The following is a 26774-nucleotide window of genomic DNA, read 5'->3' on the forward strand; positions in this document are numbered from 1 at the left end:
TTATCTACTTCTTCACCGCATGAACGTAATGCACCGTCTCAAAAGCTTCTAAAAAATCGTTTCGTCCCTCAAAATATAATTTATTTATATCCTCTGGTGATAAGTGTTCATAAATGAGTAAACCGGACTTCTCTAACAGTGCTTCCATTTCGCGATAAGAAAAACATGATTTCATCGGTTCTCCGCCTACTTCAGCCATTTTCACCATGTTTTCAACTCGATTGGACAATCCTTTTTCCGTAAATAAGTTTTCATCAGGATAATCGAAAACGATGGAACTCCCTGCTGGAACCGACTCAAATAAACATTCTATTAAACTGGAAAGTTCCTCTTTCGTTAAATAATACGCAACACCTAAAAGACTAAAGAAAGTCTTTTTATTTTGAAATCCGTCATTGCGTAACTGTTCATAGGAAAATCCTTTCGTAAAATCCATCGAAACAAAATGAAGGTTATTTGGAATTTCAAATTCTGCTTCTTTCACTCTTACCTTCTTAGCCTGTTGCGTAGAAGGATGATCCACTTCAAATATTTCTATTTTATTTTCTAATTCTCGGTGTCTAAAACTGAACGTATCTAATCCCGCACCGAGTATGACGTATTGTTTTGCTCCTAGTGTAATTTCATGTAGTAATACTCGTTCACAATAGGCTGCACGTGCTAAAGGTGTTGGTGACAACTGAACTTGCGTAATCCATTTTAATATTTCTTTTGGATTGTCTTGAAACTTCTCTGCAATGTCTTTATTGAAAAAATGTATCCCTTGAACCATGTTCATTTCAATATTGTTACGTTCTTTTTGTGAAATTAAATCTTTAGCTACATAATCATCAAAGATTTTAGGACTATCAAATTCACTATGATATGCCCTTCCAAAAGCTGATACTAACGACGTTACACTTGCTTCACCTTGTTTCACGCACATACACTCTCCTTCATTTTCACAACAAAAATAGGGTCCCCTGGCCAGGAGAACCCTATTATACACCGTATTTTTATATTGGTAAATTATAGCATAAATAAGTTTTTTTGTCAAGTTTTCAACTCTCTTTAACACCTCGATAAATTGTATGTTTTCAAGAGGAAAATTGAAATTGCATACAGAATATTCCTATTTCATTGAACAGGTCCTTTTGAAAATAAAGAAAAAACACTCTAAGGTGCCTTTCTCCTACTTCATTTTTCATATCAATAGAGGATTTTTATCGGTTTTAATATTGAATATTCTAAATTATTTATTCATTCTTTTTTGAGCAGTATTAGTATCTTGAGATACTGGTATGTGTTCGGTAGCTCTAGATAAACCTGTTTTTGGCATATTAACATAGATTGCTTCAGAAGCACCTTTTTCTATTTGATAAGTTTCGTGAAAAACACCGACACTCCCATTATCTTTAATCTTATTATTGTATGATTTCCAAGCATATGAATGGTTTTCTCCGTGAGCATAGTTTACTAATTCGTCGAATCCCTTCCAGTATTGAATTAAAATTACTTTTCTCCAACTAAATAAGAATTCTGTATGTAAGAAACCCCATTGTGGGTTTTGATACAATTCTTTAATCATAGGTCCCATAGCATTAAAAACTGGTATCCACTTCCAAAATTCCAATAAGTTATTAATACGCATACCAATAATAAAAACAACAAATTCTTTATCCTTGCTATTGGCTATATGCCTGCCATTAAAAATTTTAGCTCCCACTTTAATCCCCACCTTTTTTATTATTAACAGCTATCATTAACATTTGCCCTAGATCTCCTTTTCGCCAGGAGCATTTCCATACTTCAGGGCTTTTTTAAAGCTTCAAATGATTGTTCCTTATGCTTCACCTCGAAAGGAATAAACGAAATTAAATTTCCTTCTAGATATATCTATTTCAATAACCATAGTATTGCTGCCTCCTTTCTAAACAGAATATTTTTAGTTCATTTGAGTTAAGACAACATCACATCATACTCCTTCATTTTCACAGCAAAAATAGGATTCTCCTGATTAGGAGAACCCTATTCTACACTTTTTTCTCATTGGTAAATTATAGAATAAATAAGTTTTTTGTGAAATTTTCAGCCCACTAACACTCCGACACTTTGTATATTCTCTGGCAGGGAAATTGTCGATTCACATCGAATATTCCAGATTATAACAATATATATGGAGGCCAATATGAAACGATTAGTCATTATTACCGTGGGAAAAACCCACAGTGGAAAAACTACATTTGCTAGAGAACTAGAAAAAGAGTTACCCCACTCTTTCGTTATGGATCAAGATAACCAAGCTGAATTTATTAACATGCATTATGAAAAATTACAGCCAACTGAAGGCCCTAATACATTTAAGCACAGTCTTTCGAAATTCATTGTTGATTATGCAAAAGAATATACAAATTTACACCTTATCATTTGCAACTCAAATAGAAGCCGGAACGGCCGGATGTATTTGCTAAATGAACTGTTTAAGAAAGAGGAATATGTACGCATACTCGTTCATTTTGACATTCCAGATGACGTACTTTATGAAAGAGTGGCTCGTAGTACACGAAATACGAATATCTTTAGAGGTAATTATTCTAGTTTCAAAGAAGTGTTAAATCGCCAACAAACTGAATCACTGCATGAAGATGTAGTAGACCCTGTAGAAAATGAGGCTGATTATTTGTTTGTTATTCGCAATAATAAGGATGTAAACTCTACTATAGAAGAAATTGTTCATCTTGCTGAAGATTTGTCTCCTATCCAAAAATAAGAGACTATAAGAATTACATAATCATAGATTATTATGCAAATACTTCCTCTGGGCATCACACATGGTATATAATGATATAATAATCTGCTTTTATATGCTCAATTTTACACAATAGAGTTCATTCATAGGAAAGAGGTACAAAAATATGAAAACAAAACAAACAATCGCTGCGTCTACACTAGCTTTAGCAATGATTGCGGGATCTACCCCTACTCATGCAGAAGTAAATGATGCTACTCCCCAGCAAAGTACTGGAGATCGATTAGCTGAAATTAAGCAACATAAACAAGAGTTAGATGCGAAATTGCAGCAGCACAAAGAAAATGTGGATCAAACATTAAATGAACTTAACCAAGTTAAGGAAAATGTTGATACAAAGGTTAACGAACTACATGAACGTAAACAAGTTGCAGATGAAAAAATTGGCGAGATTAAACAACATAAACAAGAGTTAGATGCAAAACTTCAGCAAGATAAACAGATTGCTGAGGATAAAATTGCTGAAATTAAAGAGCATAAGCAAACTGTTGATGAAAAGGTTAATGAGATTAAAGAACATAAACAAACTGTCGATGAAAAAGTGAATGAAATTAAGCAGCATAAAGAAAATATCGATGCAAAGGTTAATGAACTTAAGGAAGTTAAAAAACATGTAGATGAAACATTAGCTGAGTTAAAGAAAGCGAAACAAACTGCTGAGGACAAACTGGCTGAAATTAAAGAAAATAAGCCGAATACCGGTAACACGTTAGAGGAACTGAAGAAAATTAAACAAAATTTAGATAGTCTTTCATCTAACTTAGAACTAGCTAAACAAGATGTGAAAAACAAACTGGCTGAGTTACAAGAGACTAGACAGGACTTAATAAATAAATTGAACGAAATCAAACAAGCGAAACAAACTGTTTCAGACGATTTAACAAAGAAAAAACAAGACTTAGATATTAAAATAAACGATTTTAAACATACTGAGAAGAAAATCGATGACAAATTAGCTGAAGTCCATACAACGAAGCAAAATGTAGATAACAAAATTAATGAAGTATCTCAATCGAAACAAACAGAAACAAAAACTGGTACTACAAATACAAACAACAATGCTAGAGAACTTCCTAACGCTGGTAGTGAAGAATCAAATAATATGGCTTTAGGCATGTTATCTGTACTAGGCGGCGTTTTATTACTTGCGCGTAATAAAATTAAAAGTTTTTTATAAGGCAGTTATAATTTATTTTATATAATATACGGTCTCTTCCTTAAGAACCATTGCATCGGCTTCTTAAGGAAGAGACCAAATATATGTAAGTTTATGGACTAACTATTCTTCTAAAATAGAACTCTCTCTATCCACATATCATTTTTGTAATGGCAGACCTTTTACTTTTCCACTATGATACTACAAAAAACAAATACATTTATCAAATTCCAAACTTATATTCGTTCCTTATGCTTTAACAAAACAAGAAAACTTTCACTCGTACTGTAATTCACTCACCTAAGTCATGTTGATAGGAAAATGTACAATTCTTTAACAAAGTTAACTCTCAATTCATACACTACTAATAGAACTTGTGTAGCAATAAAATTTTCCAAATCATCTAGACTGCCACATATTCACCCTCTACTAGTGCCTACAGGATATTTTCATCCTCCCTCCCATAAAGTCCTTATTCTTCTAATTACTACATGACCATGTTCCCTGGCTACATTAGAACGACATCTATAAAATATTTATAAGGAGTGAAATAAATGGGTTCAACAAAGCTCACAGGACGAGTAATTTACAAAGGAGATCCAGGCTATTTAGAAGCTATTAAGAATTGGAATCCTTACGTTGATGTCTTCCCCCTCGTCTTTGTTTTTGCACAAAATTCAAATGATGTCAGTAACGCCATTAAATGGGCTCGCGAAAATCATGTTCCCTTACGTGTCAGAAGCGGTCGGCATGCGCTAGATAAAAATCTTTCTGTAGTAAATGGCGGCATTGTTATCGATGTAAGTGATATGAACAAAGTTAGTTTAGATAAAAAGAATGGTATAGCAACCGTTCAAACTGGAATTCACGTCGGTCCACTTGTAAAAGGACTAGCTAGGGAAGGTTTCATGTCACCGTTTGGAGATAGTCCAACAGTTGGAATTGGTGGCATTACAATGGGCGGTGGATTTGGAGTAGTCTCACGAACAATCGGTCTAATAAGTGATAACCTTATTGCTTTGGAAACAGTAGATGCGACAGGCCGAATCATTCAAGCAGATCTATGTTGCAATAAAGATTTATTATGGGCTTCTAGAGGTGGTGGTGGTGGAAATTTCGGATACAATACTGAATATACATTGAAGCTTCACCGTGCCCCTAATACTGCCACAGTCTTCAATATCATTTGGCCATGGGATCAGTTAGAAACTGTTTTCAAAGTCTGGCAAGAATGGGCTCCTTTTGTAGACTCACGATTAGGATGCCTACTTGAAATCTACAGCAAAATAAATGGACTTTGTCATGCAGAAGGTATATTTTTAGGTTCAAAAAACGAGCTTATAAACTTATTAGAACCTTTAACAAGTGCTGGAACTCCAACACAAATTGTTATAGAAGAATTGCCCTACCCAGCCGCTATAGATTTCTTAGATCCGGATGAGCCAATCCCTGGTCGCTCTGATCAGAGCGTTAAGTTTTCTTCGGCTTGGGCACTTAACCTTTGGCCGGAAGAGCCTATTTCAATTATGAAACAATTTTTAGAAGAAGCTACTGGAACAGAAGCTAATTTCTTTTTTATTAATTGGGGAGGTGCTATAAGTAAAGTACCTAGCAATAAAACAGCTTTCTTTTGGCGTAGCCCATTATTTTATACGGAATGGACTGCTAGTTGGAAAGATAAGTCCGAAGAGGCTGCAAATCTAGCATCAGTTGAAAGAGTACGCCAATTAATAAAACCTTATGTAACTGGTTCTTATGTTAATGTTCCAGATCAAAACATCGAAAATTTCGGACAAGAATATTACGGATCAAACTTTGCTAAACTTCGGAAAATAAAAGCAAAATATGACCCTGAAAATCTATTCCGTTTTCCACAAAGTATACCACCCTCTTCCTCTTGTTAATGCATGACAAAATAAATAAAGCCTCTTTAATTTAAATAGAAAAAGGAACTCTTACAATCGTAAGAGTTCCTTTTTCATCATACCAATTTTCCATCTCTAAGCGTCAATATACGATCACATACATCAAGCATTCTTTCATCATGTGTAATCATAATTGCTGCTTTTTGGCTTTCTTTCACTTCACGTTTCATCATTTCAACGACTTCACGAGCACGTTTTGAGTCTAAGCTTGCAGTTGGTTCATCAGCTAATATTAAATCTGGGTTGTTCATGAAAGCACGAGTGATTGCTACCCTTTGTTTTTCCCCACCAGATAGTTGATTTGGATAGTGATTTTTTCTTTCTCCTAATCCAAATGCCGCTAATAAGTGATCCGCACGCTTTTCAGATTCTTGTTTGTTTTCTTTTTTTAGCTTTGCAATGTAAAGCAATTGTTCTTTTACATTTAAATATGGAACAAGATTTGCGAACTGGAAAATGAATCCGATTTTTTTCAAACGAATGTCTGTCATTTCCTTTTCTGATAACTTCGTAATATTTTGCTCACGAATGTAAATATCCCCTTTTGACGGTGATAGTAAAGCACCCGCGATTGATAATAACGTACTTTTCCCTGATCCAGAGGGACCGACGATTCCGATAAACTCTCCAGCTTTCACATCTAGCGACATCGGATGAAGGGCTGTTACTTCTGTATTCCCTTCTCCGTACACTTTACTCACTTTGTCTAATTTTAATAATGAAGTCATTACATCCCGCCTCCAATTGCTTCTAATGCATCAACTTTTAATACTTGATATAACGAAATAAGTGTTCCTAAAATACTAATTACGATAAAGATTGCTGCATATTGTGCAATCATCGGTGTTGTTAATAAGAACGGCATACCTGCTGGTAAAATTTGTTCTAACCCTTGTACAAGAACAATACTGATTATCATCGCCACGACTGATAAGAATAACGCCTGTACGACTAAGCTATTTGCTAAATAAGAATTTTTCGTACCGATTGCTTTTAATACACCTAATTGCTGTGTTTTTTGTAATGTAATTACGTAGAAGAATACACCAATTAGTAACGCTGCGATAACAAGTAAGAACGCAATAATCATCGTTAATGTTCCTTGTTCTTCTTTAAATCCTGGAATACTTTGTAATACTTCTTTTTTGTCGATAACATGTGCATTTTTAATGTCTTTATCTGTATTAAGTGCAATTGCACTATAATCTTTTTGGTTTGGTTGAGAGATAGAGCCCCATACGTCTTCATTTACATAAACGACTGGTGTATGGCTAAACATTTGATCTTTCGTAAATCCAACGATTTTAAATTCTTTCTTTGAAACAGGATCAATAATTGTATCTCCAATATCGATTCCTTTTTCTTTAATTGATTCATCAGCAACCATTTCATTGTTTGCTGTACCTAATTTCTCACCTTTTACAATTTTCGGTTCTAAAAATGAATCACGTTCACTTGAGAAAATAGCAACATCCACTTTTTTTGAACTATCTTTCTTTTCATAAGTTGAAATTTTTACACGAAACGGAACGGCCTCTTTCTCGCCTACTTGATTTACTACGTTATCTACATCATCTTGCTTAATTTGTGAACGAAGTAATTTATTTTCCGCATCATCCGCTAGTACAAATTTATTTGCCTCCATATTTTGAATCGATGAAGCATTATCATATGATAATCCATTTGCTAATCCTGAAATTACAAGGACTAAAAATGATAATAACACCATAATAAGTCCGATTAATCCATATCTTAATTTTGATTGTTTTAATTCACGCAGAGCTAAAAACATTTCGCTCGCTCCTTCCTATTACTTTCTATGCACTTATAATAAAAAAGAAATATGAACGGAATATGAACAGAAGATTACATTGTGAAAAATAAATTTTCTGAAAGTATTGAAAATAAATAAAATCCTTGATACAATTCAGTCAAATAATATTGACCGAGTAATTTAATTCGAGGAGCTGATTACGTTGAAGCCCATGTTAACACTAACTACTTATAGCCAACTAAAAGCAATGAGCGATCCACTACGAGTCGAAATGATGATGCGTCTATGTGAACGTCCTTATACAGGACAACTACTATCTGAAAAATTCGGCATTTCAAGGGCGAAAATTCATTATCATTTAAAAGAATTAGAGAAAAATGGTTTTATAGAAATCGTATATACAGAAGAGAAAAATGGCATCGTTCAAAAGTTTTATCAATCTGTTGCTAAAGGCTTCACTCCTGCCGCAGATCTATTACCTCATTTAGAAATATTAAGCGAATCAGGTCGCCAAATCTTTTTACAAATGACAGAAAGAACGAAAAGCCATATTCTCGCTGCACCAGAAGAAGCTTTTACATTACGAAAAGTAAGCGAAGACCCGTCTGAGTGGAATTACGTTTCGTCCTGCTGGGAGTTTGATGCAACGCCAGAACAATTTCAAGTGTGGGTGAAAAAGTTTCATGAATTAATGGCTGAATTAAATGAGATCGCAAAAGACGCAGATAAAGATCCAAATAGTAAATCTTATTACATTTCTACTACTGCACTACAAATCGATGAACGAGCGATGCAGCGCTTTGTGAAAAAAGAAGAAAAATCGTAATACGATTTTTCTTCTTTTTTCACAAACGGTCAATTTTATTTTACCAAATAAAATTTTTATAAAGGAGTAGATTAAATGGACATATTGAAAAACCGGAATTTCCTCTTATTATTTTTAGGAAGAATTTTTACCAACATAGGAGATAGCTTATATTACGTAGCAGCGATGTGGCTCGTATATGAACTTAGTGGTAATCCTTTTTATTCTGGATTGGCTGGTTTCCTTACATTATTACCTTCTGCATTACAATTTCTTACTGGTCCATTCGTTGATAGATGGTCAATAAAAAACACCCTCGTCATCACACAAGTTCTGCAATGCATTCTTATTTTAATCATTCCTATTACACACTACTTCGACCTATTAACAGTACAACTACTACTCATCATTATGCCAATCGTAGCCTTTATCGAGCAATTCGCCTATCCCGCACAGTCAAAAGCTTTACCACTTCTACTTCATAAAACACAATTATTAAAAGGGAACTCTCTCTTTTCATTTGCGTATCAAGGCATTGATTTAATTTGCACGACTCTTTCTGGAATATTAGTAGCACTATTTGGCGCCATTACTTTATATGTAATCGACTCTTTTACATTCGCGATTACTGCCCTTTTGTTCTTTTCATTAAAAATGCCAAAGCAAACAGAAACGAGCACATCACTTTCAACTAAACAATATTTTTCTGATTTAAAAGAAGGTTTTTCAATCGTCTTCCGTTCCTTAATGGGCGTATTCTTAATCGGTTCCGTTGTTGCCAATTTTTCAATCGGTATGACGATGGCAATACTCCCTTCTTTCGCTGATTCTTTAGGCGGTGTGAAATCATACGGCTTCTTCTTAGCTGCTATATCAGCAGGTAGTTTAATTGGAGCATTATTAAGTTCATGGGTTGGTAAACGTAATGTTGGCCGTGTCTCTATTATTGGCTTTGCGACTGGTGCTATCTTTTGGTTTCTCTCTACGATTGTACCGTTTCAATGGCTGTCTATTTTCTTATTTGGCCTAGCTTGGATACCAATTGGTGCCACGAATATATTATTTGCGACAATTAGTCAAATTGTAATTCCAAATCAATATATTGGACGTATCAACTCAGTCATGCGAAGTATGGGCACAATTGCGATGCCTTTCGGTTCTTTAATTGGCGGATACACTGCAAATGTATTTAGTAGCCAGCTCATTTTCGCGCTCGCTAGCATCGGTATTTTATTTATTTCTCTCGTATGGCTACTTCATCCGAAATTACGTTCATTGCCGAAAGCTGATGAAATTACAGCTGATACTTTTGGAGTGCGGTTTAAGGAAGAACGTGGGAAAGGTGCGGCTTTATAGCAAAAAGAAGACAATTTCCATTGTGAAATTGTCTTCTTTTTCATTTATTTAGGAAGTTCAACCCGAACAGTAGTCCCTTCCCCTTTCGTACTATATACCGAAACGGTTCCTTGATGCAGTTCAACAATTTTCTGTACGATCGATAATCCTAAGCCGCTTCCTTCCACGTTCCTTGCCCTTGCTGTATCTACTTTGTAAAAGCGATCAAAAATACGATCCATTTCTTCTTTTTCCATACCAATTCCATTATCTGATATAGAGATTATAACGCTAGACTCTAATTCTTCTACAACAAATTCAACGGTCCCGCCATCGTTTGAAAACTTAATGCTATTCGTAAAAATATTACTCCATACTTGATGAAGTAAGTTTTCATCACCTTGTATAGTGATATTAGGTACATCAAATTCAACGGCGATATCTTTTTCACGCCATTTCCATTCAAGCATAAAAATGACGTCTTTAATTTGCTTTTGTAAGTGAAACTCTTTAATTTGTAGAACTTTCTCTTCTTTATCTAATGAAGCGAGCGTAAGTAACTGTTTACATAAACTAGACATCCGCTTACTTTCTCCCTCAATAATTTTCAAGTAACGTTTTCTTTCCTCTTCACTCATATTCTCCGATTGTAATGTTTTCGAAAAACCTTGTATCGAAGAAAGTGGCGATTGGAATTCATGAGAAACGTTAGAAACGAACTCTTGTCTCATTTGATCTAATTCTTTTATACTCTTCGTCATTTTTTGAAAATTAGTTGCTAGCGTACCAATTTCATCTTTTCGATTTTCATCTAATTCAATATCATATTCACCACTTGCAATCTTTTTGGTAGCTTTCGTAAATGTTCGAATAGGACGCACAATATACCCTGCTGCAATCGCTATAAAAATGATACTTAATACAACGATGAAACCAAGTAACACCGCTAGAAAAATTCTCATCTCACCAAATTGTTGCTGAATGTCAGGACGAATGAATAAAGCGTATTGTTTATCACCATGTTTTAACGGGACACCTACACTATTAATTAATTCATTATCGAAAAATCCTGTAATAAACAGGCGGGTTGGATATGTGGAAACACCATTATACGTTTCACCTTGCAGTACTTTATGAACTGTAGCATCACTAATTGTTATCTTACGAAACGCATTCCCGATGCGCTTTCCATTCTTTTGGTCATCTACAATATAAATTTCATATCCTAATTTCGCAATTGACTGTAAGTATGCCTCTTTATTTTCTTCACTTTGTTTTTCGTATAATGATTTTACTTCCTCAGCATACATTAAAATCTTTTCACTATTGTACGGTTTTAACTTCACTTGATAGTACACATTTGTTAATAAAAAACCGATAATACTACTAAGTAGCATAATCCCGACCGTCATAAAAACAAATCTAGAATACAATGATTTCATCTTATTTCAACTCCAACTTATAACCGAGTCCACGTACTGTTGTAATTTGAAAATCATCTGTTCGTTTTGAGAAACGATCTCTCAGTCGCTTCACATGAACATCGACTGTTCGTTCATCCCCTTCAAAATCCATTCCCCATACTAATTCAATTAATTCTTCTCTCGAGAATGTTCTTCCAGGATAACTAGCAAGTTGCGATAATAATTCAAATTCCTTCAGCGGTAATAAAATCGTCTGACCGTTACACTTCACTTCAAACCCTTTTCGATCAATTGTCGTCCCGTGCAGCGTAATAATATCAGCACTCAGCATTTGATAACGGCGCAATAATGCTTTCATACGGAAAATCACTTCAGCTGGTTCAAATGGCTTTACAATATAATCATCCGTGCCAGAAATGAATCCTTTTTCTTTATCAACTAACTGATCTTTTGCAGTTAATAAAATAACAGGTATATCATGATACTTTCGAATTTCTTCACACAACGTATAGCCATCAATAAATGGCATCATAATATCCACTATCGCAAGGTGAATATTTTCTTTCTCTAATATCCCTTGAGCTACCTTTCCATCTTCAGCCTCAAAAACTTTAAAACCCTCTTTTTGTAAATGGTAATGTAATAACTCTCTAATATGCTTGTCATCATCAGCTAATAAAATATGTATCATCTTCATTAAACCCTCTCTTGTTCATCCTTCTACATCCTTACATTAAGAAACAATTGGATTTTTTGCAAGAAAAAGAAAAACAATTACAGCATTAATTTTTTCATGGCAATGAGCTAAATTTTAAAATCCATAAAGTGAAATTATTGAGGTTATCAAAGATACTACGCATTAGAACCGCAATACAGTACAACAGATCGTATGATAATGTAGCTTTGGAATAAAGGTTCATAAATAATACCTACAAGCCAATATTTTACGATAAATAAAAAGAATCCATTTTGAAATAGATTTTAAATAGAATAAACTAAGAAGAGGATATTACGTTCAATATATGAGCATATATCCTCTTTTCTTATAAACATTAGATTACTTATACCGATAATAAAAATAAAACTCTATATGTATACCGGATTCAGAAAAGTTTGTATAATTTAGGTAGCTAACGCATCTCATAACGGAAAGCGTTGTGAGGTCTTTAGACTGAGCGTTAATTTTTTTAGGGGTGAAGTGCTATGAGAGTACAAGAGGTTCTCATAGAGAATAACAACAAAGGACACATATTACTGGATGATTCCCTGTAATAAATCATTTAGGAGGTGACAATTATTAATGAAACAACAAGAACGTATTATCTTTCGTGAGGTTCAGCGACCACAACAAATTTGGGCATGGATACTCATATTGGGGATCGCCGCACTGATGTGGTATGGATTCATTCAACAAATTATCCTTGATACCCCGTTTGGAGATAAACCAGCTCCCAATGGTGTGTTAATTGCTTTGTGGTTGTTTTTTGGGATTGCCTTTCCTGTATTAATGCTTGGGGTATTGAAACTGATCATAGAGGTCCGTGAAAAAGGTCTTTATGTTCGTTTTGTTCCTTTTCATTTTCAATATAAACAGTACCTTTTCAAAAATATACGTCACTATGAAAGCATTACTTACAGTCCACTAAAAAGATTCGGAGGATGGGGAATTCGTTTTAACCTTAAAGGTGAAAAGGCCTATAACATGAATGGAAAGAAAGGTATAGAGTTAAAGTTGAAATATAACACAGTGGTAATCGGCACTCAAAAACCGGACGAATTAAAAAAAGCATTGGACTCGGCACAAAAAGCATAATTAAAATTAATCGTCAACAAACGGGCATCATTGTGGAATAAGAAAGGACATTACATATTAGTCATATAAAATATATAATGTCCTTGAATTTATTTGTTTTTTTAAAATTTAGGTCTTGATAATTAAGTGCTCAAAATAGATTCTCATATTTTCGCATTAAGATTATTTCAATAAAAAATATTGCTCATTTTCTGCCTTTTTAAAAACTAATTCTAACTCTTATTAAGCCTTAGAAATATCAACAAATCCTTCTCCAAATACGTCACGAACATCGTGTATAGCGATGAACGCAGCCGGATCCGTAGTTTGAACAATCCGTTTTAGCTTCACTACTTCTTGCTTATTAATAACAATATAAAGAATTTCCTTCGGAGTTTTCGTGTAATAGCCATGACCTGAGTACACGGTAACCCCTCTGCCCATTAAGGTAGTCACCTTCCCGGCAATTTCATTCGGATTATCAGAAATAATCGTAATGGCTTTCTTCGGATTTAAACCTTCAATTACAAACTCCATCACTTTCGTTGCTACATATAGCATAATAATTGTTATCATCAGTTTTTCTGCACCAATGATGAAATAAGATGAAAACGCAACAATTAAATCGAAGAACAGTAGACCGTAGCTAATGCTCCATCCTAAATATTTATGCGTCATCCTTGCTAAAATGGTAGTACCTGCTGTTGTTCCGCCAACACGAATGATTAGACCAATCCCGCATCCTATAAATATTCCTCCGAAAATGGCATTTACCAGCATTTCATCCGAAGCAATAGTCCAGCCTTCTGTCAAATGAAGAAATAGCGAGTTAGTAACTACAGCAATGATCGTATAAATTGTTGTTATCTTATTCAAAAATTTATAACCGGCTATTAACAAAATCGCATTTAAAATTAAGTTGACTAAGCCTGGTGACCACTCAAATAAATAGTAGGTAATAATCGTGATACCCGTTACTCCACCCTCACCAAACTCGTTCGGAATAACAAACAAATTCACACCTAACGCAAAAAGAAATGCACCAATAATAATAAAAATAATGTCTGTCGTTCTTTTTTTCATACAGTACCTCACTTCTTATGTAAATATTTATTCAAGTTTAAACTCCCACCATTATATCGTGGAATATTCAAATCGAACAGTGGTCTTTTTTTATTTTAATATAAGATAATAAACAAACTTTAATCCTATATCCACATGTAATTAAAACAGTAAAACAACTTTATTTATTATGTACTACAAATAAAGTTTTGATTTCACACGCAATTCACTCTTAAAAATGAATATGTACACTGACTCGCACAAACTTCGAATAAAAAACAAATATGCGAAGCCATAGAATAGACTTCGCATCAAGCATTTGATCCCAGAGATTTATATGAGATTTTATATTCATACATTCCAGAAATAAATTTACTTATCTTTCTCCATATATTTTTTAATCTTTCGTTCTTCCCACTCTTTTCCGAATATCCCAAATGGAAAAGTTGTCAAACCGTGTATAACGATACCGATCCCCCAACCTCCCAGTGGATATAAAAACCATAATTCACTTGAATCAGAGCTTATATTTATAAAAAAAAGCATTAAGTTAACTAGTATATAAACCGTTAAATGAATGTAAAACGCTTTTAAATTCTCCACCCTTTTTTTAGCTCGTAAATAAATCTCATCTCGCTCCACCCTTAAACACCTCTTCCATTATTGTATTTTTTAAACTCGCTCCGATTTAAACATCATATTCTAATCGAAAATCCCTTATTCTCAAAAAAACACAAAATAAAAAATACCCATCAAATTGTCATACACATGATAATTTGATGGGTACTGCGTGATACATTTAGTTTTTACATTTATTGTTTGGAGTAAATTGCAAATAACGACTTATACTCGCCTTATTAAGACCAAATCCAAACATCATCATTATTTTCAACGTTGTTCTTTACTTCATGAACTTTTTCAATATGATCCGTTGTGTTGTAGTTAATAGAAATTCCGCCCCAGCCCACATACTTCATATCAATTTTTACTTTCTCACCCGTATTAAATACTTGTCCCTTTGTTAAGAAAACATCAATAATAACTTTCTTACCGTTTAGCGATGGATACTCAACTACGACATATTTAGTAGAACCGTCTCCTTCATCTTCCATCGTTCCTACTTTTGATACTTCCCCAATTACATAATCAGGAGAACCGTCTTCTTTCATGTGCATACCCAATTTATTTGAAGTATTTTCAACTGTATTTGCAATCATATATTCCGTAAAATTACGCATCATAGATCCAGTAGCTTTTACTTCATCCCCTACTTTCACATTTGAAAGTGAATCAATATAAACACTAACAGGTTCTTCGTATTGCTTAGATTTAACGATAATCACACCATTATCCACTTCTACTACTCGCCCTTCTAACATCGAGAAATTTGATTCAATAGAAGCTGCACTCACTTTTGTTACTTCTAATCCTGGTAAGTTCGTTCCTGATAATGCTGCGATTCCTAAAGCACCTGCTAAAATTATTTTTTTTATACCCATATGTAACATCTCCATTCATGCTGATTTTATTTTTTGATTGGATACGACCAACCTGTAACCATTATAGTTACAGGTTAGAAGGAATAGCAACCATCTTTCTCATGCAATGTTGCATACTGTGATTTTTAAATATGAATCGATTATTCCTATATTCAACACTAATGCTAAATTCTTGAATATCAGCAGGTAAACGGATTGATGATGAAGAAAATAATGTCATGCATCATATTTTTTCAATTAATCGTAGTTCATTACATTATGTAGGAGCGGAGTTAAAATGTTAATAAAACCAAACAGATTACAGCCCGGAGATATTGTGGCAACAGTAAGCCCTTCGTGGGGAGGAGCAGGTGATTCTGAGCTAAGATGGCGTTATGAGCAAGGAGTAAGAAGATTAGAAGAAGTTTTTGGTCTTACGGTTATTCCAATGCCAAATAGTTTAAAAGGCAGCGAATATCTTTATAACAATCCAGGGGCTCGTGCAGAAGATATAATGACAGCATTTAAAGATACGCGCGTTAAAGCAATTATTGCGAATATTGGCGGAGAAGATAGTATCCGTTTACTTCCTTATATAGATTTTAATGTGATACGTGAAAACCCGAAAATTTTTATGGGGTACTCTGACGTTACCGTTTCACATTTATTTTGCCATAAAGCAGGTCTTTCCTCTTTTTACGGTCCAGCAATTTTGACCGATTTTGCCGAAAATGTAGAGATGGATCCATATACAATTGAAATGGTGAATCGAACTCTCTTTTCAAATGAAACTATTGGCGAAATTCAACCAGCTAATGAATGGACAAGCGAGCGTTTAGAATGGATAGAGTCGAATAAAAATCAAAGGCGTACTATGCAGCACAACAATGGCTATGAGGTACTTCAAGGCTCTACTACTGTACAAGGACGTTTAATTGGTGGTTGTATTGAAGTGCTCGAATTTGCAAAAGGAACGGCGCTTTGGCCTGAGAAAAAATATTGGGAGAATAGTATTCTCTTCTTTGAAACTTCTGAAGATCATCCAGAACCAAGTTATATAAAATATTGGCTTCGAAACTATGCAGCACAAGGCATTCTGCAAAAAGCAAAGGGAATCATTTTTGGTAAACCAAAAGATGAACAATATTATGAAGAATATAAACATGAAATACTGAAGGTTATGAAGGAAAATAATTTAGAGAATTTACCAGTTCTTTATAATTTAAATTTTGGTCATACCGAACCGAAGTTTATTTTACCTTACGGCGCGATGGCAGAAATCGATTGTAATAATGGATCTTTCTATGTTTTAGAAAGTGGAGTGGAATAAAGTGAAACTTAAAATAAGTGTGGGGGGTTCCCCCACACTTATTTTACTTGCTTCCTTCGCCTACTGATTAAAGAATAATCCCAGAAAAACTCCCCTTCAATACTTCTTTTTCAAGTTGGTTCATACATGTAAACATCGCAATAATCTTTGTACGATTTTTTTCATCGGGTTCAAATTGTTCAATTGTTACGTCACAACGAATTGTATCACCGCTAAAAACGGGGCGTAAAAATTCAAAATCCATTTTACGAGCCAATACATTATAATCACCACCAACTTTTGTAGGCAATGTTGATGTTAAAAGACCTTGTACAACAAATCGTCCTTGTTCATCTGGTGTAACATGGTGGATTCCCTCATCTTTAGATACTTCCGTAAATAACACAACATCTTCTTTTGTAAAAGTTCGTTCAAAGGTGATTTTTTCGCCTACTTGCAATTTCATCCATACCCCTCCTCAAAAACTCTTTTAAAATAAGAAAAACCGAAACTAAAATCATTTCGGTTTTTCAAACTAATGAAGTCTATATTTACTTTAAAGAATGAACAAACAACCCACTGCGCAGTTTCGGCTCAAACCACGTTGATTTTGGCGGCATTACTTCTCCAGCGTCTGCGATTGCTAATAAATCATCCATTGACGTCGGATATAACGCGAATGCAGCTTTATATGCACCGCTGTTCACAAGACGTTCTAGTTCTTCTAGCCCACGGATTCCACCGACAAAATCGATGCGTGAATCAGATCGCGGATCATGTATTTCAAGCACTTGGCTTAATAAATGATCTTGCAGGATAGATACATCTAAACCTCTAACGAGATCATTCGCATCAAATGTTTCCTCTTTCACAGTAAGCTTATACCACTTCTCGTTTATATACATGCCAAATGATTTTGGCTCATTTGGTTTATACGGTGAAACAGTTGCTTCTTCTACATAAAAGTACTGCGCGATTTGCTTTAAAAACTGTTCTTCAGATAAGCCATTTAAATCTTTCACAACTCGGTTATAGTCCCAAATTGATAATTCATCGTGAGGGAATAAAACGGATAAGAAGAAGTTAAATTCCTCTTCTCCTGTGTAATTCGGATATTGTTCTCTTCGCATAAGTCCTACTTTTGCAGCTGATGCAGAGCGGTGATGTCCATCTGCAATGTACAAGTTAGGAATATCTTCAAATTCATTTACTAAAGTGGCAATTACATCTTCATCTTCAATCTTCCAAGCAACATGCTCCACACCATCTTCCGCTGTAAATGTATAGATTGGCGCATGTTCTTCTTTCCAGCTTGCAATTAAACGCTTCACTTCTTCTTTTGTACGGTACGTTAAAAAAATAGGACCCGTATTTGCATCACACACATCTACGTGACGAATGCGATCTAGTTCTTTTTCATGACGCGTTCTTTCATGTTTTTTAATTGTATCATCTTCATACTCGTCAATCGATGTACAAACAACAAGACCTGACTGAGTTCTTCCTTGCATCGTCAGTTCATAAATGTAAAGCGCTGACTCTTCATCTTGAACGAACACTTCTTCTTGTATAAATTGCTTTAAATTTTCACCCGCTTTTTCATATACGCGATCATCGTATGGTGAAAGTGCCGGGTCTAAATCAATTTCTGCTTTGTCAACGTGTAAGAATGAATATGGATTTCCTTTTACAACCTCTCTTGCTTCTTCACTATTTAATACGTCATACGGTAAAGCTGCGACTTCCGCTGCTTTTTCTTCTACTGGACGAATGGCCCGAAACGGTCGGATTTTTGCCAAGTTTCTCTCTCCTTTACACAATCATTCGAACGGCTACAACACCTGTAATTTTGCTTATATTTTCCACAATATTCTCTTTTATTATATCATCAATTCCGTTATCAATATCAATCATTGTGTATGCCCAAGAATGTTTACTACGATTAATCATATCCGCAATATTAATATGATGTTCTGCTAAACATCCTGTAATTTGTCCTACCATGTTCGGAACGTTTTGATGCATTATTGTAATACGTTTCTTTCCTATATAAGGCAGTTCGACGTTTGGATAGTTTACTGAATTACGAATATTTCCTGTCTCTAAATATTCACGTAATTGACGTGCTGCCATGACCGCACAATTTTCTTCCGATTCAGATGTAGATGCACCAAGGTGAGGCGTCGCTGTTACATTTTTCATCTTTATAACATTTTCATTCGGGAAGTCCGTTACGTAATGTGTAATAATATCTTCTTCTAACGCTTTTTGAAGAGCATTTTCATCTACAAGTTCTCCTCTTGAGAAATTGAATAGACGCATACCTTTTTTCATCTTCTCTACAGCGTGTTCACCAATAATTCCCTTCGTTTGATTCGTAAGAGGAATATGCAGTGTAATATAATCACATGTTGCAAAAATTTCATCTAAACTAAATGCTCTTTGTACATGTGTAGAAAGGCGCCAAGCTGTTTCAACTGAAATGTAAGGATCATATCCGACAACGTCCATCCCTAAAGCTAACGCATCGTTTGCAACTAAAGCACCGATTGCGCCAAGTCCAATAACCCCTAAACGTTTCCCTGCAATTTCTGATCCAACAAATTGTTTTTTTCCTGATTCAACAAGCTGAGGTACTTCTTCACCCTCTAAATTTTTCGTCCAGCTTACTCCATTAATAATATTACGTGAAGACATAATAAGGCTGGCGATAATGAGTTCCTTTACTGCATTGGCATTAGCTCTTGGTGTATTAAATACTACAATCCCTTTTTCTGTACATCGCTCGACAGGAATATTATTTACACCAGCACCAGCTCTTGCAATCGCCTTTAAGTCTTTTGAAAACTCTTCTTGATGTAAAGAATAGCTGCGAAGTAAAATGCCATCTGGGTATTCCATTCTATCCCCTACTTCATAACGCTCTCCGCTAAGCACTTGCAAACCTTTTTCTGCAATTTGATTTAACGTCTGAACACGAAACATATCCCCATCTCCCTATCTATTTTCAAGCTCAAATTCCTTCATATAATCTACTAATTGCCCAACACCTTCGACTGGCATCGCATTATAAATACTAGCGCGCATACCACCTACTGAGCGATGTCCCTTTAGCGTAATGAAACCACGTTCTTTCGCTTTTTGTAAAAACTGATTGTTAAGCTCTTCTGACGGTGTTGTAAACGGAATATTCATAAGTGATCGATACGTGGGATCAACTGGTGAAGTAAACAATTTAGATTCATCTAAAAAATTGTAAAGAAGTGAAGATTTCATTCTATTTTGTTCTTCCATCGCAGATACCCCGCCTTGTTCTTTCAACCACTCTAGTACAAGTTTTGCTACGTAAATACTAAAGGTGGGCGGTGTATTATATAGGGAGTTATTTTTACTGTAAGTTTCATAGTTTAACATTGTAGGACAAAAACGATCTGCCCCACCAATTAAATCTTTTTTTATAATTACAATCGTTAAGCCCGCTGGCCCTAAATTCTTTTGCGCACCCGCATATATGAGGCCAAACTTCGTAACATCATATTGTTCTGATAAAATATTTGAGGACATATCCGCAACAAGCGGCACTGTTTCTAAATGTGGTATATCCACATACTTTGTCCCCTCAATTGTATTATTAGTTGTTATATGTACATAATCTAGTTTTTCATCACTTCGTAAATCAGCCATTTTAGGAATCGTAGTAAACTTCTCTTTTTCAGAAGAAGCAATCACTTGTACTTCTCCTACTTTTCCGGCTTCTTGCAGTGCCTTTTTAGACCATGAACCTGTCAGTACATACCCAGCTTTTTTATACGTGCTCATTAAATTTAACGGTATCATAGAAAATTGTAATGACGCACCACCTTGTAAAAATAAAACTTCATATCCATTAGGAATGTTCATTAATTCACGAAGTAAGCTGCTTGCCTCATCAATAATACTTTGGAAATAAGAAGATCTATGGCTCATTTCCATAACAGACATGCCTGTCCCGTTATAATTTACAAGCTCCTTTTGCACTTTCTCTAAAACTGGCAAAGGGAGTATAGATGGTCCTGCTGAAAAATTATACACTCTCTCCATCACCCAGATAACCTCCCTATTTCTCATTTTTATTATTTTTTAAACTTTCTGAATTATAACCTATATACAATACACGGTCAATTTGTTTTCCGTTATTACGGCGCAAGACGCGCTGGAATCGCTTGCAAGTGCAAACACTTTTTTATAAACATACAAAAAAGTGTTAAGTACATAATCGTACTTAACACTCTAGTAATAAAGTATAATAGCTACTTACTCGTAAAGAACCGATCGAAAATTTGATAAATAGCTGAAAGACCAAAGAGCCAATAAATAGTATCCACAAGCGCCGGCATAGAACCAAACCATTTCTCAACTACATTATAATCTAACGCTACAAACAACCAATTCAAACCGCCAAGAATCACCAAAATTACTGTAAGGTATGACAAAAATTTCATTATGATTGCCCCCTAGGTGATAAGATGGTGAAAGGCCTTTCACTAAAATATATGTAGCCGATTCTAAAACTTACCTACTTTATAAAAATTATTTTTTATACCAGCCATTAATAACTGTCTCTGCTTCTTTACTATGTATTTGATATGAATGATTACTATCATTAGATCCGATAAACCAAATTGAAAAACCTTTAAAATACGGCTTCGATTCTAATACATCTCGGTAAGCACGCCACCCGTTAAATTGTACATCTTTTGAAAACACATTCGTAACATCTGGGTTCCACGGGTTTTGTAGTCCAATTTCACGCGCCGGTACGTTAAATCCACCAAAGTACACTGGCTTTCCTGTTGCTTTATGTAATTGTTCCAGTTGCTGAACAACATTTTGGCCACGATTATATACTGTCGTCGCAAATAAACTTTGTTTTACTTCTTCGTATGATGGATTTCTTTTCCCTGAAACTTCAAACCAACTATCAATACTTACAATGTCCACCTTTTTTAAATACGGACGATTTATTTTCTCTTTAAATTTCGCCTCAAAAGAAGGATCAAAGCTTGCAGTTAACCACCAGTTCATTTGATACAAAACATTTCCTTTATACTGCTGGCGAACAAAATTAATCGTATCATTCCAATATCCTTCTGCATATTCCATATTAACGAAATTAGAAGCGATTTTCAGCCCATAAACATTGTACTTACTTGTAATAGAATTAAAAATATCTTGTAAAACAACCGTTTTCCAATTCCAGAAGAAATCGTTAATATTACTCGGGTTCCACTCTGTTTCTCCAATATTTCCTTGCTGAATAAATGGGAACGGTTCCACTATAACTTGTATATTACGCTTTAATAATTCTTGAATTAAAATAATAGCTTGTTTCTTTTGCGTTTGATCAATTACCATATTAGTCGACTTCACATTCGGAATATCAACTTGAATCGGTACATTCACCGTATTTAAATTCAAACGTTCTACATCAGCTAACACTTTCGCTACATTTCCTACTTCCCATACCGTTACGTTTCCTGATTTTATTTTTCCAGATTGAACAGTATTTACATCTGCCTGTACATTTCCTTGAAAACAAAAAGAAAACAACATAATACACACTCCTAAAAAACTTACTAAACCCTTATTTTTTTTCAAAACTTTCCCCCTGTAATTTTTGGCTTTCTTGATTATTTTATACAACGTTACACATATATTCCAGAAAAATATAAAGTGAGATTTTTATTAATAGAACTTTCGTTCGCCTTTATTCATATAAATAATAGTAGGGAAAATAAAAAAAGGAGCGGATTTCCGCTCCTTTTTCCTACCTTTTCACGATTCAAATTATTAAATTCCTTCTGGCAACTTAATTGGATCAAATTTTTCAATTGAATCAACATTCATATTCATAATTAGATTCATGTGTTCTTCATTTGCACTCACTTTTATATTTGAATTTACAGCTTCAAGCTTATAATCTTTCGTTATAATGTATTCAACATTTAATGCATCCATATTCAATTCTTCAGTCAATTTTTTCATATTCCCATTGACTTTCTGTAACGTATCCATTGCCTCTTTTCCTTTTAATTCAAGTATAAGTTTATATTTATCTCCATCTTTTTCAGTCTTCATTTTCTTAGCTAACGCTTCTGGTAAATCCAACTCTTCAAAGAAATTTTTATTCATCATCAAATCATCTTTATTAAATTGATCATTCGGCACCGTAATTAGCTCCCCTGTATCAGGGTTTTTCACTTGAGCAACGACCTTTCCGTCTACTTCGTACGTTACAATGTCAGTTCCACTCATTTTCATTTCAGTTCCAGAATTTTTCAGTTTCGGCTCCATCTGTATTTTCATTTTTATACCTTCTGATTTACTGCTCGCATTCATTGCTACGTCATATATTAATGTGAGATTTTCCTCTTGTTTTAATCCGTCAGCTGCTTTATTAAAAATATCTTTCGCTACTAACTCTTTTTCTTTCTGTACGGATGCTGTTTTTGTATCGCTCGTTTTTTCACTGCTACAACCAGTTGTTAAACCTACCATAAGTGCTAAGCTAGATACTGCAATCATTCTCTTCATAATAATCCTCCCCATTCTCCCGTCAAAAATAATTACATTTCCTGTATAGTAAACTACATGAACTAAAGAACCCCAAAATACGTGCAATGATTCAGCCCACTCTTCAGTTTTATTATTTAACTTCTAAACTAAACCAGTTATTCAATCCATATACCATTGTAACTAATGCTCCTATAACACCAAAAACAACAATATTTATACCCATTGAAGAACCGAATAAAATGGCCATTATTGACACCATTAGTAATAGTATGGCGATACTATTTATCTTAATTTCTACTACATCGCCATCCTTTACTTTCTTTTCTTTACTGCCAAAAAACAATTGTTTTACTTTTATATTTGCTTCATCTAATTCAAAAGGAAGCGTGTATTCTTCATTATTTTCTAATTTCATTACTACTTCGTTATCTACCTTTACAGCGACTCTTGCTGCTCCCCCCATTATCCCTGTTGTTCTTATTACTTTTATACTCATACTAAATCCCCCCTGTCTCAACACCGTGTGACTCTATTTTCCCGATTAACTCTTCATATTTTTGCATCTCTTCTTGCGCATTATTCCAACTTTCACCGTAAATATGAGTTAACTTCCTTGCCGAAATTTCGATTATAAAAGAGTTATCTTCATTTTGAAGTAATACATACGTTCTTATATCTTCTTTATAAATTTTCATAGGATTTGCTGTTTTTAATTTCTCCGCAACTGGTTGTCCTACTTTTTCTAACATAACCGGTACATAACTTTTCTCTACAACTTTATCGATTGAACTTCCATTCCATTCCCCTTTCCTTAATACGTATAATACAGATACTACTTCAAACTTATCGAACGATTCTTTCGTATCTTTGAGAGCTTTATCCTGTTGCTCTACAATGATTTTCTTCGTTTCTTGGCTAATTTGTGGCGTCGTATTCGCCGTATTTGTATGATTTAAGTTATACAATTTCCCAGCTTTAAATATAAAGGAGATCGATAAAACGACAATTAAACAAATATACCATTTATTATATTTAGGCGATTCAATATCTGAATATGATTGAATCTTTTTATGTTCAGCTGATGATAAAGCGGGCTCTTTCACTGCCGCCGCAACTTCTTGCTGCCCATCATACACAGTTCCTTTACTCCAAAATCCCTCTAATTGTGCTTCCAGTTCTTCTTTTGATAGTTTCGCAGTCGGAATAGTAGTAGTCTCTCCTTTTTCAACTGTACTCTCCATATTGGAAATTTCACGATTTCGAATGATTTTATTTCTTTTCACATTGTATTCAGCATCAAAGGGTGTTCCTAATCCTACTTCTTTATGAATCCGCCCTTTTATAATAGATGAAATGCTATACATCATAAAAATAACTATATACACGGAACCGGCATACCAACCTGTCAAATATACAGGAAGTATTATCCAACCTAAAAGGCTTAAAATAACTAAAATGTAGTGCAATTTAAGATTCCTCTTACTTGCAAACAAAAATATTTTACAAAACTTAGAAAATGCATTCCAAAATGTATACGTAAAACTTGCCATAAAGGCACAATACTTATTTTTCGTTCCGATTGTATCCCTATAAATTTTGTAAGCACCTTCGTGATTTGGCTCTAATCGTATTGCAGTTTCAGCTAGCATTCTTGCTTTTTTAAAATTCCCTTTTTCTTTTGCTACATTTGCAAAAGAGACTAGATTTGTTACATTTTCTGGATTCAGCTCTAAAGCACGTTTTTCCGCCTTTATACCCTCTTCTATTCGTTTCGGATAATAACTTAAAAGAATAAAAGCATATCTTCCTACATACATATCATTTTCAGGTTCTAACTCTATCGCTTTGTTATAGTAAGTAATACCTTTATTAAGCGATTCTATATGTACTTTTGCCTCGCCCACATAAAAGTAATATACGCCTTCTTCCGGATAATTTTTTATCCCTATTTCTGCTATCTCTTTTAATCTCTCAAAATTTTCTTGCGCATAAAAAATATCTAGCGCTGTTAACAAAACATTTTCATCTAAGTGATCTATTTTTAGTGCTTCTTCTAAATATTTACTTGCTTCATCAATTTGTCGAAAACCAAAGTAGTACACATGACTTAAACAAATATAACCAGTAGCATCTTCTGGATCTTCTTTAATCATCCATTCCGCTTCTTCTTTTGCAAGCTCAACATCACCAAGCTTCAATAAGTGCGAGATTCTCCTAAGTTGCTCCTCCATCTATTCCTTTCCCCCAATCTAATATCATTTATTTCAATTGGTGTTCTTCCATATACTCTAATACTTTGTCAAAATCTTTATTTACATCACTAAACGTTGCATAATTTTTTGCGGTTGAGAACCAGTCTAAAGTTGTCGGTTGCCGTTTTTTCATTGCTTTTAATAAATCTTCATTGGATAAGGGTTGTAACTGTCCCGTTTCAAATGAACGCTGAATAGCTTCATTAATAGCGTCTTCCACTAAATATGTTAAATCTGCCCCTGAAAAATGCTCTGCATACTTCGAAACAAAATCTAACTGCAATTCCATTCTCGGTTTATCCTTTGTTTTCAACTCTAGTATTGTCAGTCTTTCCTCTTTATTTGGTGGTGCCACAAAAACAAGTGAATTAAAACGGCCTGGTCGTCGTAACGCTGGATCAATATACCATGGTGTATTTGTTGCCCCAATTATATAAACACCTTCATTAAAAGAATTGCTTCCGTCCATCTCCACTAGCAATTGATTAACTAACGTTCTTTGATGATGAGCACCCATCTTCTGTCTATTCCCGCCATATGCGTCTAACTCATCTATAAATAAAATACAAGGCTTTGTTTTTCGTGCCTCTTCGAACACTTCATGTAAATTTTTCTCTGCTTCTCCTGACCACATCGATAGTATTGCTTGCAACTCTAAATGAATAAAATTAGCGTTTATCTCACCTGCAACTGCTCTCGCTAAAAATGTCTTACCACATCCAGGCGGCCCATAAAATAATAAACTGCCTCCTACTTTCTTACCGAAAGCTTGAAAATACTCTGGATTCTTAATCGGCATAATAAAGTCCATATTTATTTTCTTTTTAATATCTTCCATTCCACCAATATCATCAAAAGTTATTTTACTCTCTTCCACTTCAACCATTTGATTTTTTTCTCTATCAAAAGAAATCACTTTAATTTTCTCTCGATATTTCTCCATGTCGTTCATTCTTGTCCTTCTCCCCATATGAAATCCTTGAATTTAGAACGTATGTATACCATAAAAAATGTATCTCTACTATTGTAAAACCTTATGCTATACGCCCCGTTTCCTCTTAAACAAATTATTCCAAAAGAAATCATAACAAACTTCTACAGAATATTTTGTCAAATTTT

Annotated in this window: 26 protein-coding genes; 7 read left to right on the forward strand and 19 right to left on the reverse strand. The window is 34.5% G+C overall.

Annotation, left to right across the window (positions count from 1 at the left end; all coding sequences use genetic code 11):
- Positions 1-4: 4 nt before the first annotated feature.
- Both KPL75_RS02365 and KPL75_RS02370 read right to left on the reverse strand, forming a co-directional pair.
- The gene (locus tag KPL75_RS02365; RefSeq protein WP_219919254.1) at positions 5-925 is read right to left on the reverse strand and encodes a class I SAM-dependent methyltransferase; all 921 of its coding nucleotides are present in this window, start codon (positions 923-925) and stop codon (positions 5-7) included.
- 306 nt (positions 926-1231) lie between these two features.
- Positions 1232-1705, reverse strand: a complete 474-nt coding sequence (locus KPL75_RS02370; protein WP_219919255.1) for a DUF4188 domain-containing protein — start codon at positions 1703-1705, stop codon at positions 1232-1234.
- Positions 1706-2167: 462 nt separating this feature from the next.
- On the opposite strand from KPL75_RS02370, the gene KPL75_RS02375 reads away from it, so the two are divergent.
- The 3 genes from KPL75_RS02375 to KPL75_RS02385 all read left to right on the forward strand — a co-directional run bounded on the left by KPL75_RS02375 (position 2168) and on the right by KPL75_RS02385 (position 5848).
- Complete coding sequence (locus tag KPL75_RS02375; protein WP_219919256.1) at positions 2168-2749, forward strand: ATP-binding protein; 582 nt, start codon at positions 2168-2170, stop codon at positions 2747-2749.
- Between the two features lie 145 nt (positions 2750-2894).
- The gene (locus KPL75_RS02380) at positions 2895-3965 is read left to right on the forward strand and encodes an LPXTG cell wall anchor domain-containing protein (RefSeq protein ID WP_219919257.1); all 1071 of its coding nucleotides are present in this window, start codon (positions 2895-2897) and stop codon (positions 3963-3965) included.
- A 533-nt stretch (positions 3966-4498) separates the two neighbouring features.
- Positions 4499-5848: an FAD-binding oxidoreductase gene (locus KPL75_RS02385; protein WP_219919258.1), complete on the forward strand. Its 1350-nt coding sequence runs from the start codon at positions 4499-4501 to the stop codon at positions 5846-5848.
- A gap of 77 nt (positions 5849-5925) precedes the next feature.
- Here KPL75_RS02385 and KPL75_RS02390 read toward each other — a convergent pair whose 3' ends face one another.
- Positions 5926-6597 (reverse strand): ABC transporter ATP-binding protein, encoded by a 672-nt coding sequence (locus KPL75_RS02390; RefSeq protein ID WP_002066196.1) that lies wholly within the window; start codon positions 6595-6597, stop codon positions 5926-5928.
- A complete protein-coding gene (locus KPL75_RS02395) occupies positions 6597-7661 on the reverse strand; it encodes an ABC transporter permease (RefSeq protein ID WP_002146730.1) in 1065 nt (354 codons plus the stop codon). Before KPL75_RS02395 ends, KPL75_RS02390 begins: the two co-directional genes overlap by 1 nt.
- 184 nt (positions 7662-7845) lie before the next feature.
- On the opposite strand from KPL75_RS02395, the gene KPL75_RS02400 reads away from it, so the two are divergent.
- Both KPL75_RS02400 and KPL75_RS02405 read left to right on the forward strand, forming a co-directional pair.
- Positions 7846-8469: an ArsR/SmtB family transcription factor gene (locus tag KPL75_RS02400; RefSeq protein WP_219919259.1), complete on the forward strand. Its 624-nt coding sequence runs from the start codon at positions 7846-7848 to the stop codon at positions 8467-8469.
- Positions 8470-8544: 75 nt separating this feature from the next.
- On the forward strand, positions 8545-9804 hold the full coding sequence (locus tag KPL75_RS02405) for an MFS transporter (protein WP_219919260.1): 1260 nt from the start codon (positions 8545-8547) through the stop codon (positions 9802-9804).
- A gap of 44 nt (positions 9805-9848) precedes the next feature.
- Here the strand turns inward: KPL75_RS02405 and KPL75_RS02410 are convergent, their stop codons facing one another.
- Positions 9849-11225 (reverse strand): sensor histidine kinase, encoded by a 1377-nt coding sequence (locus tag KPL75_RS02410; protein WP_219919261.1) that lies wholly within the window; start codon positions 11223-11225, stop codon positions 9849-9851.
- A 1-nt stretch (position 11226) separates the two neighbouring features.
- A complete protein-coding gene (locus KPL75_RS02415; protein WP_002066188.1) occupies positions 11227-11904 on the reverse strand; it encodes a response regulator transcription factor in 678 nt (225 codons plus the stop codon).
- A 603-nt stretch (positions 11905-12507) separates the two neighbouring features.
- Here KPL75_RS02415 and KPL75_RS02420 point away from each other — a divergent pair.
- Positions 12508-13020, forward strand: coding sequence for a DUF6141 family protein (locus KPL75_RS02420; RefSeq protein WP_219919262.1), 513 nt, complete (start codon positions 12508-12510; stop codon positions 13018-13020).
- Between the two features lie 222 nt (positions 13021-13242).
- Here KPL75_RS02420 and KPL75_RS02425 read toward each other — a convergent pair whose 3' ends face one another.
- The 3 genes from KPL75_RS02425 to KPL75_RS02435 form a co-directional block, all read right to left on the reverse strand.
- Positions 13243-14082, reverse strand: coding sequence for a YitT family protein (locus KPL75_RS02425; protein ID WP_000747487.1), 840 nt, complete (start codon positions 14080-14082; stop codon positions 13243-13245).
- Between the two features lie 351 nt (positions 14083-14433).
- Entirely contained in the window at positions 14434-14703 is a 270-nt protein-coding gene (locus tag KPL75_RS02430; protein ID WP_219919263.1) for a 2TM domain-containing protein, read from the reverse strand.
- 215 nt (positions 14704-14918) lie between these two features.
- Positions 14919-15560, reverse strand: a complete 642-nt coding sequence (locus KPL75_RS02435; protein ID WP_219919264.1) for a hypothetical protein — start codon at positions 15558-15560, stop codon at positions 14919-14921.
- 277 nt (positions 15561-15837) lie between these two features.
- Here KPL75_RS02435 and KPL75_RS02440 point away from each other — a divergent pair, with 277 nt between their 5' ends.
- Positions 15838-16869, forward strand: a complete 1032-nt coding sequence (locus KPL75_RS02440; RefSeq protein ID WP_219919265.1) for a S66 family peptidase — start codon at positions 15838-15840, stop codon at positions 16867-16869.
- 67 nt (positions 16870-16936) lie between these two features.
- On the opposite strand, the gene KPL75_RS02445 is transcribed toward KPL75_RS02440, so the two are convergent.
- The 10 genes from KPL75_RS02445 to KPL75_RS02490 all read right to left on the reverse strand — a co-directional run bounded on the left by KPL75_RS02445 (position 16937) and on the right by KPL75_RS02490 (position 26607).
- A complete protein-coding gene (locus tag KPL75_RS02445; protein WP_219919266.1) occupies positions 16937-17314 on the reverse strand; it encodes a hotdog family protein in 378 nt (125 codons plus the stop codon).
- 85 nt (positions 17315-17399) lie between these two features.
- Positions 17400-18647 (reverse strand): DUF1015 domain-containing protein, encoded by a 1248-nt coding sequence (locus KPL75_RS02450; protein ID WP_219919267.1) that lies wholly within the window; start codon positions 18645-18647, stop codon positions 17400-17402.
- Positions 18648-18660: 13 nt separating this feature from the next.
- Positions 18661-19833, reverse strand: a complete 1173-nt coding sequence (locus KPL75_RS02455) for a 3-phosphoglycerate dehydrogenase family protein (protein ID WP_219919268.1) — start codon at positions 19831-19833, stop codon at positions 18661-18663.
- A gap of 12 nt (positions 19834-19845) precedes the next feature.
- Positions 19846-20928 carry a 3-phosphoserine/phosphohydroxythreonine transaminase gene (gene serC, locus KPL75_RS02460; RefSeq protein WP_219919269.1) on the reverse strand — a complete coding sequence of 361 codons (1083 nt, stop codon included), beginning with the start codon at positions 20926-20928 and terminating at the stop codon, positions 19846-19848.
- Between the two features lie 209 nt (positions 20929-21137).
- Positions 21138-21329, reverse strand: a complete 192-nt coding sequence (locus KPL75_RS02465; RefSeq protein WP_002084566.1) for a DUF378 domain-containing protein — start codon at positions 21327-21329, stop codon at positions 21138-21140.
- Positions 21330-21417: 88 nt separating this feature from the next.
- Positions 21418-22485: a glycoside hydrolase family 113 gene (locus KPL75_RS02470; RefSeq protein WP_219919270.1), complete on the reverse strand. Its 1068-nt coding sequence runs from the start codon at positions 22483-22485 to the stop codon at positions 21418-21420.
- A 192-nt stretch (positions 22486-22677) separates the two neighbouring features.
- On the reverse strand, positions 22678-23421 hold the full coding sequence (locus tag KPL75_RS02475) for a hypothetical protein (protein WP_219919271.1): 744 nt from the start codon (positions 23419-23421) through the stop codon (positions 22678-22680).
- Positions 23422-23533: 112 nt separating this feature from the next.
- A complete protein-coding gene (locus tag KPL75_RS02480; RefSeq protein WP_033706969.1) occupies positions 23534-23899 on the reverse strand; it encodes a hypothetical protein in 366 nt (121 codons plus the stop codon).
- 1 nt (position 23900) lies between these two features.
- Positions 23901-25634 (reverse strand): tetratricopeptide repeat protein, encoded by a 1734-nt coding sequence (locus KPL75_RS02485; RefSeq protein WP_219919272.1) that lies wholly within the window; start codon positions 25632-25634, stop codon positions 23901-23903.
- A gap of 28 nt (positions 25635-25662) precedes the next feature.
- Entirely contained in the window at positions 25663-26607 is a 945-nt protein-coding gene (locus KPL75_RS02490) for an ATP-binding protein (RefSeq protein ID WP_219919273.1), read from the reverse strand.
- Positions 26608-26774 lie beyond the last annotated feature (167 nt).

This window comes from Bacillus sp. NP247, assembly GCF_018966865.1.
Taxonomy (GTDB): Bacteria; Bacillota; Bacilli; order Bacillales; family Bacillaceae_G; genus Bacillus_A.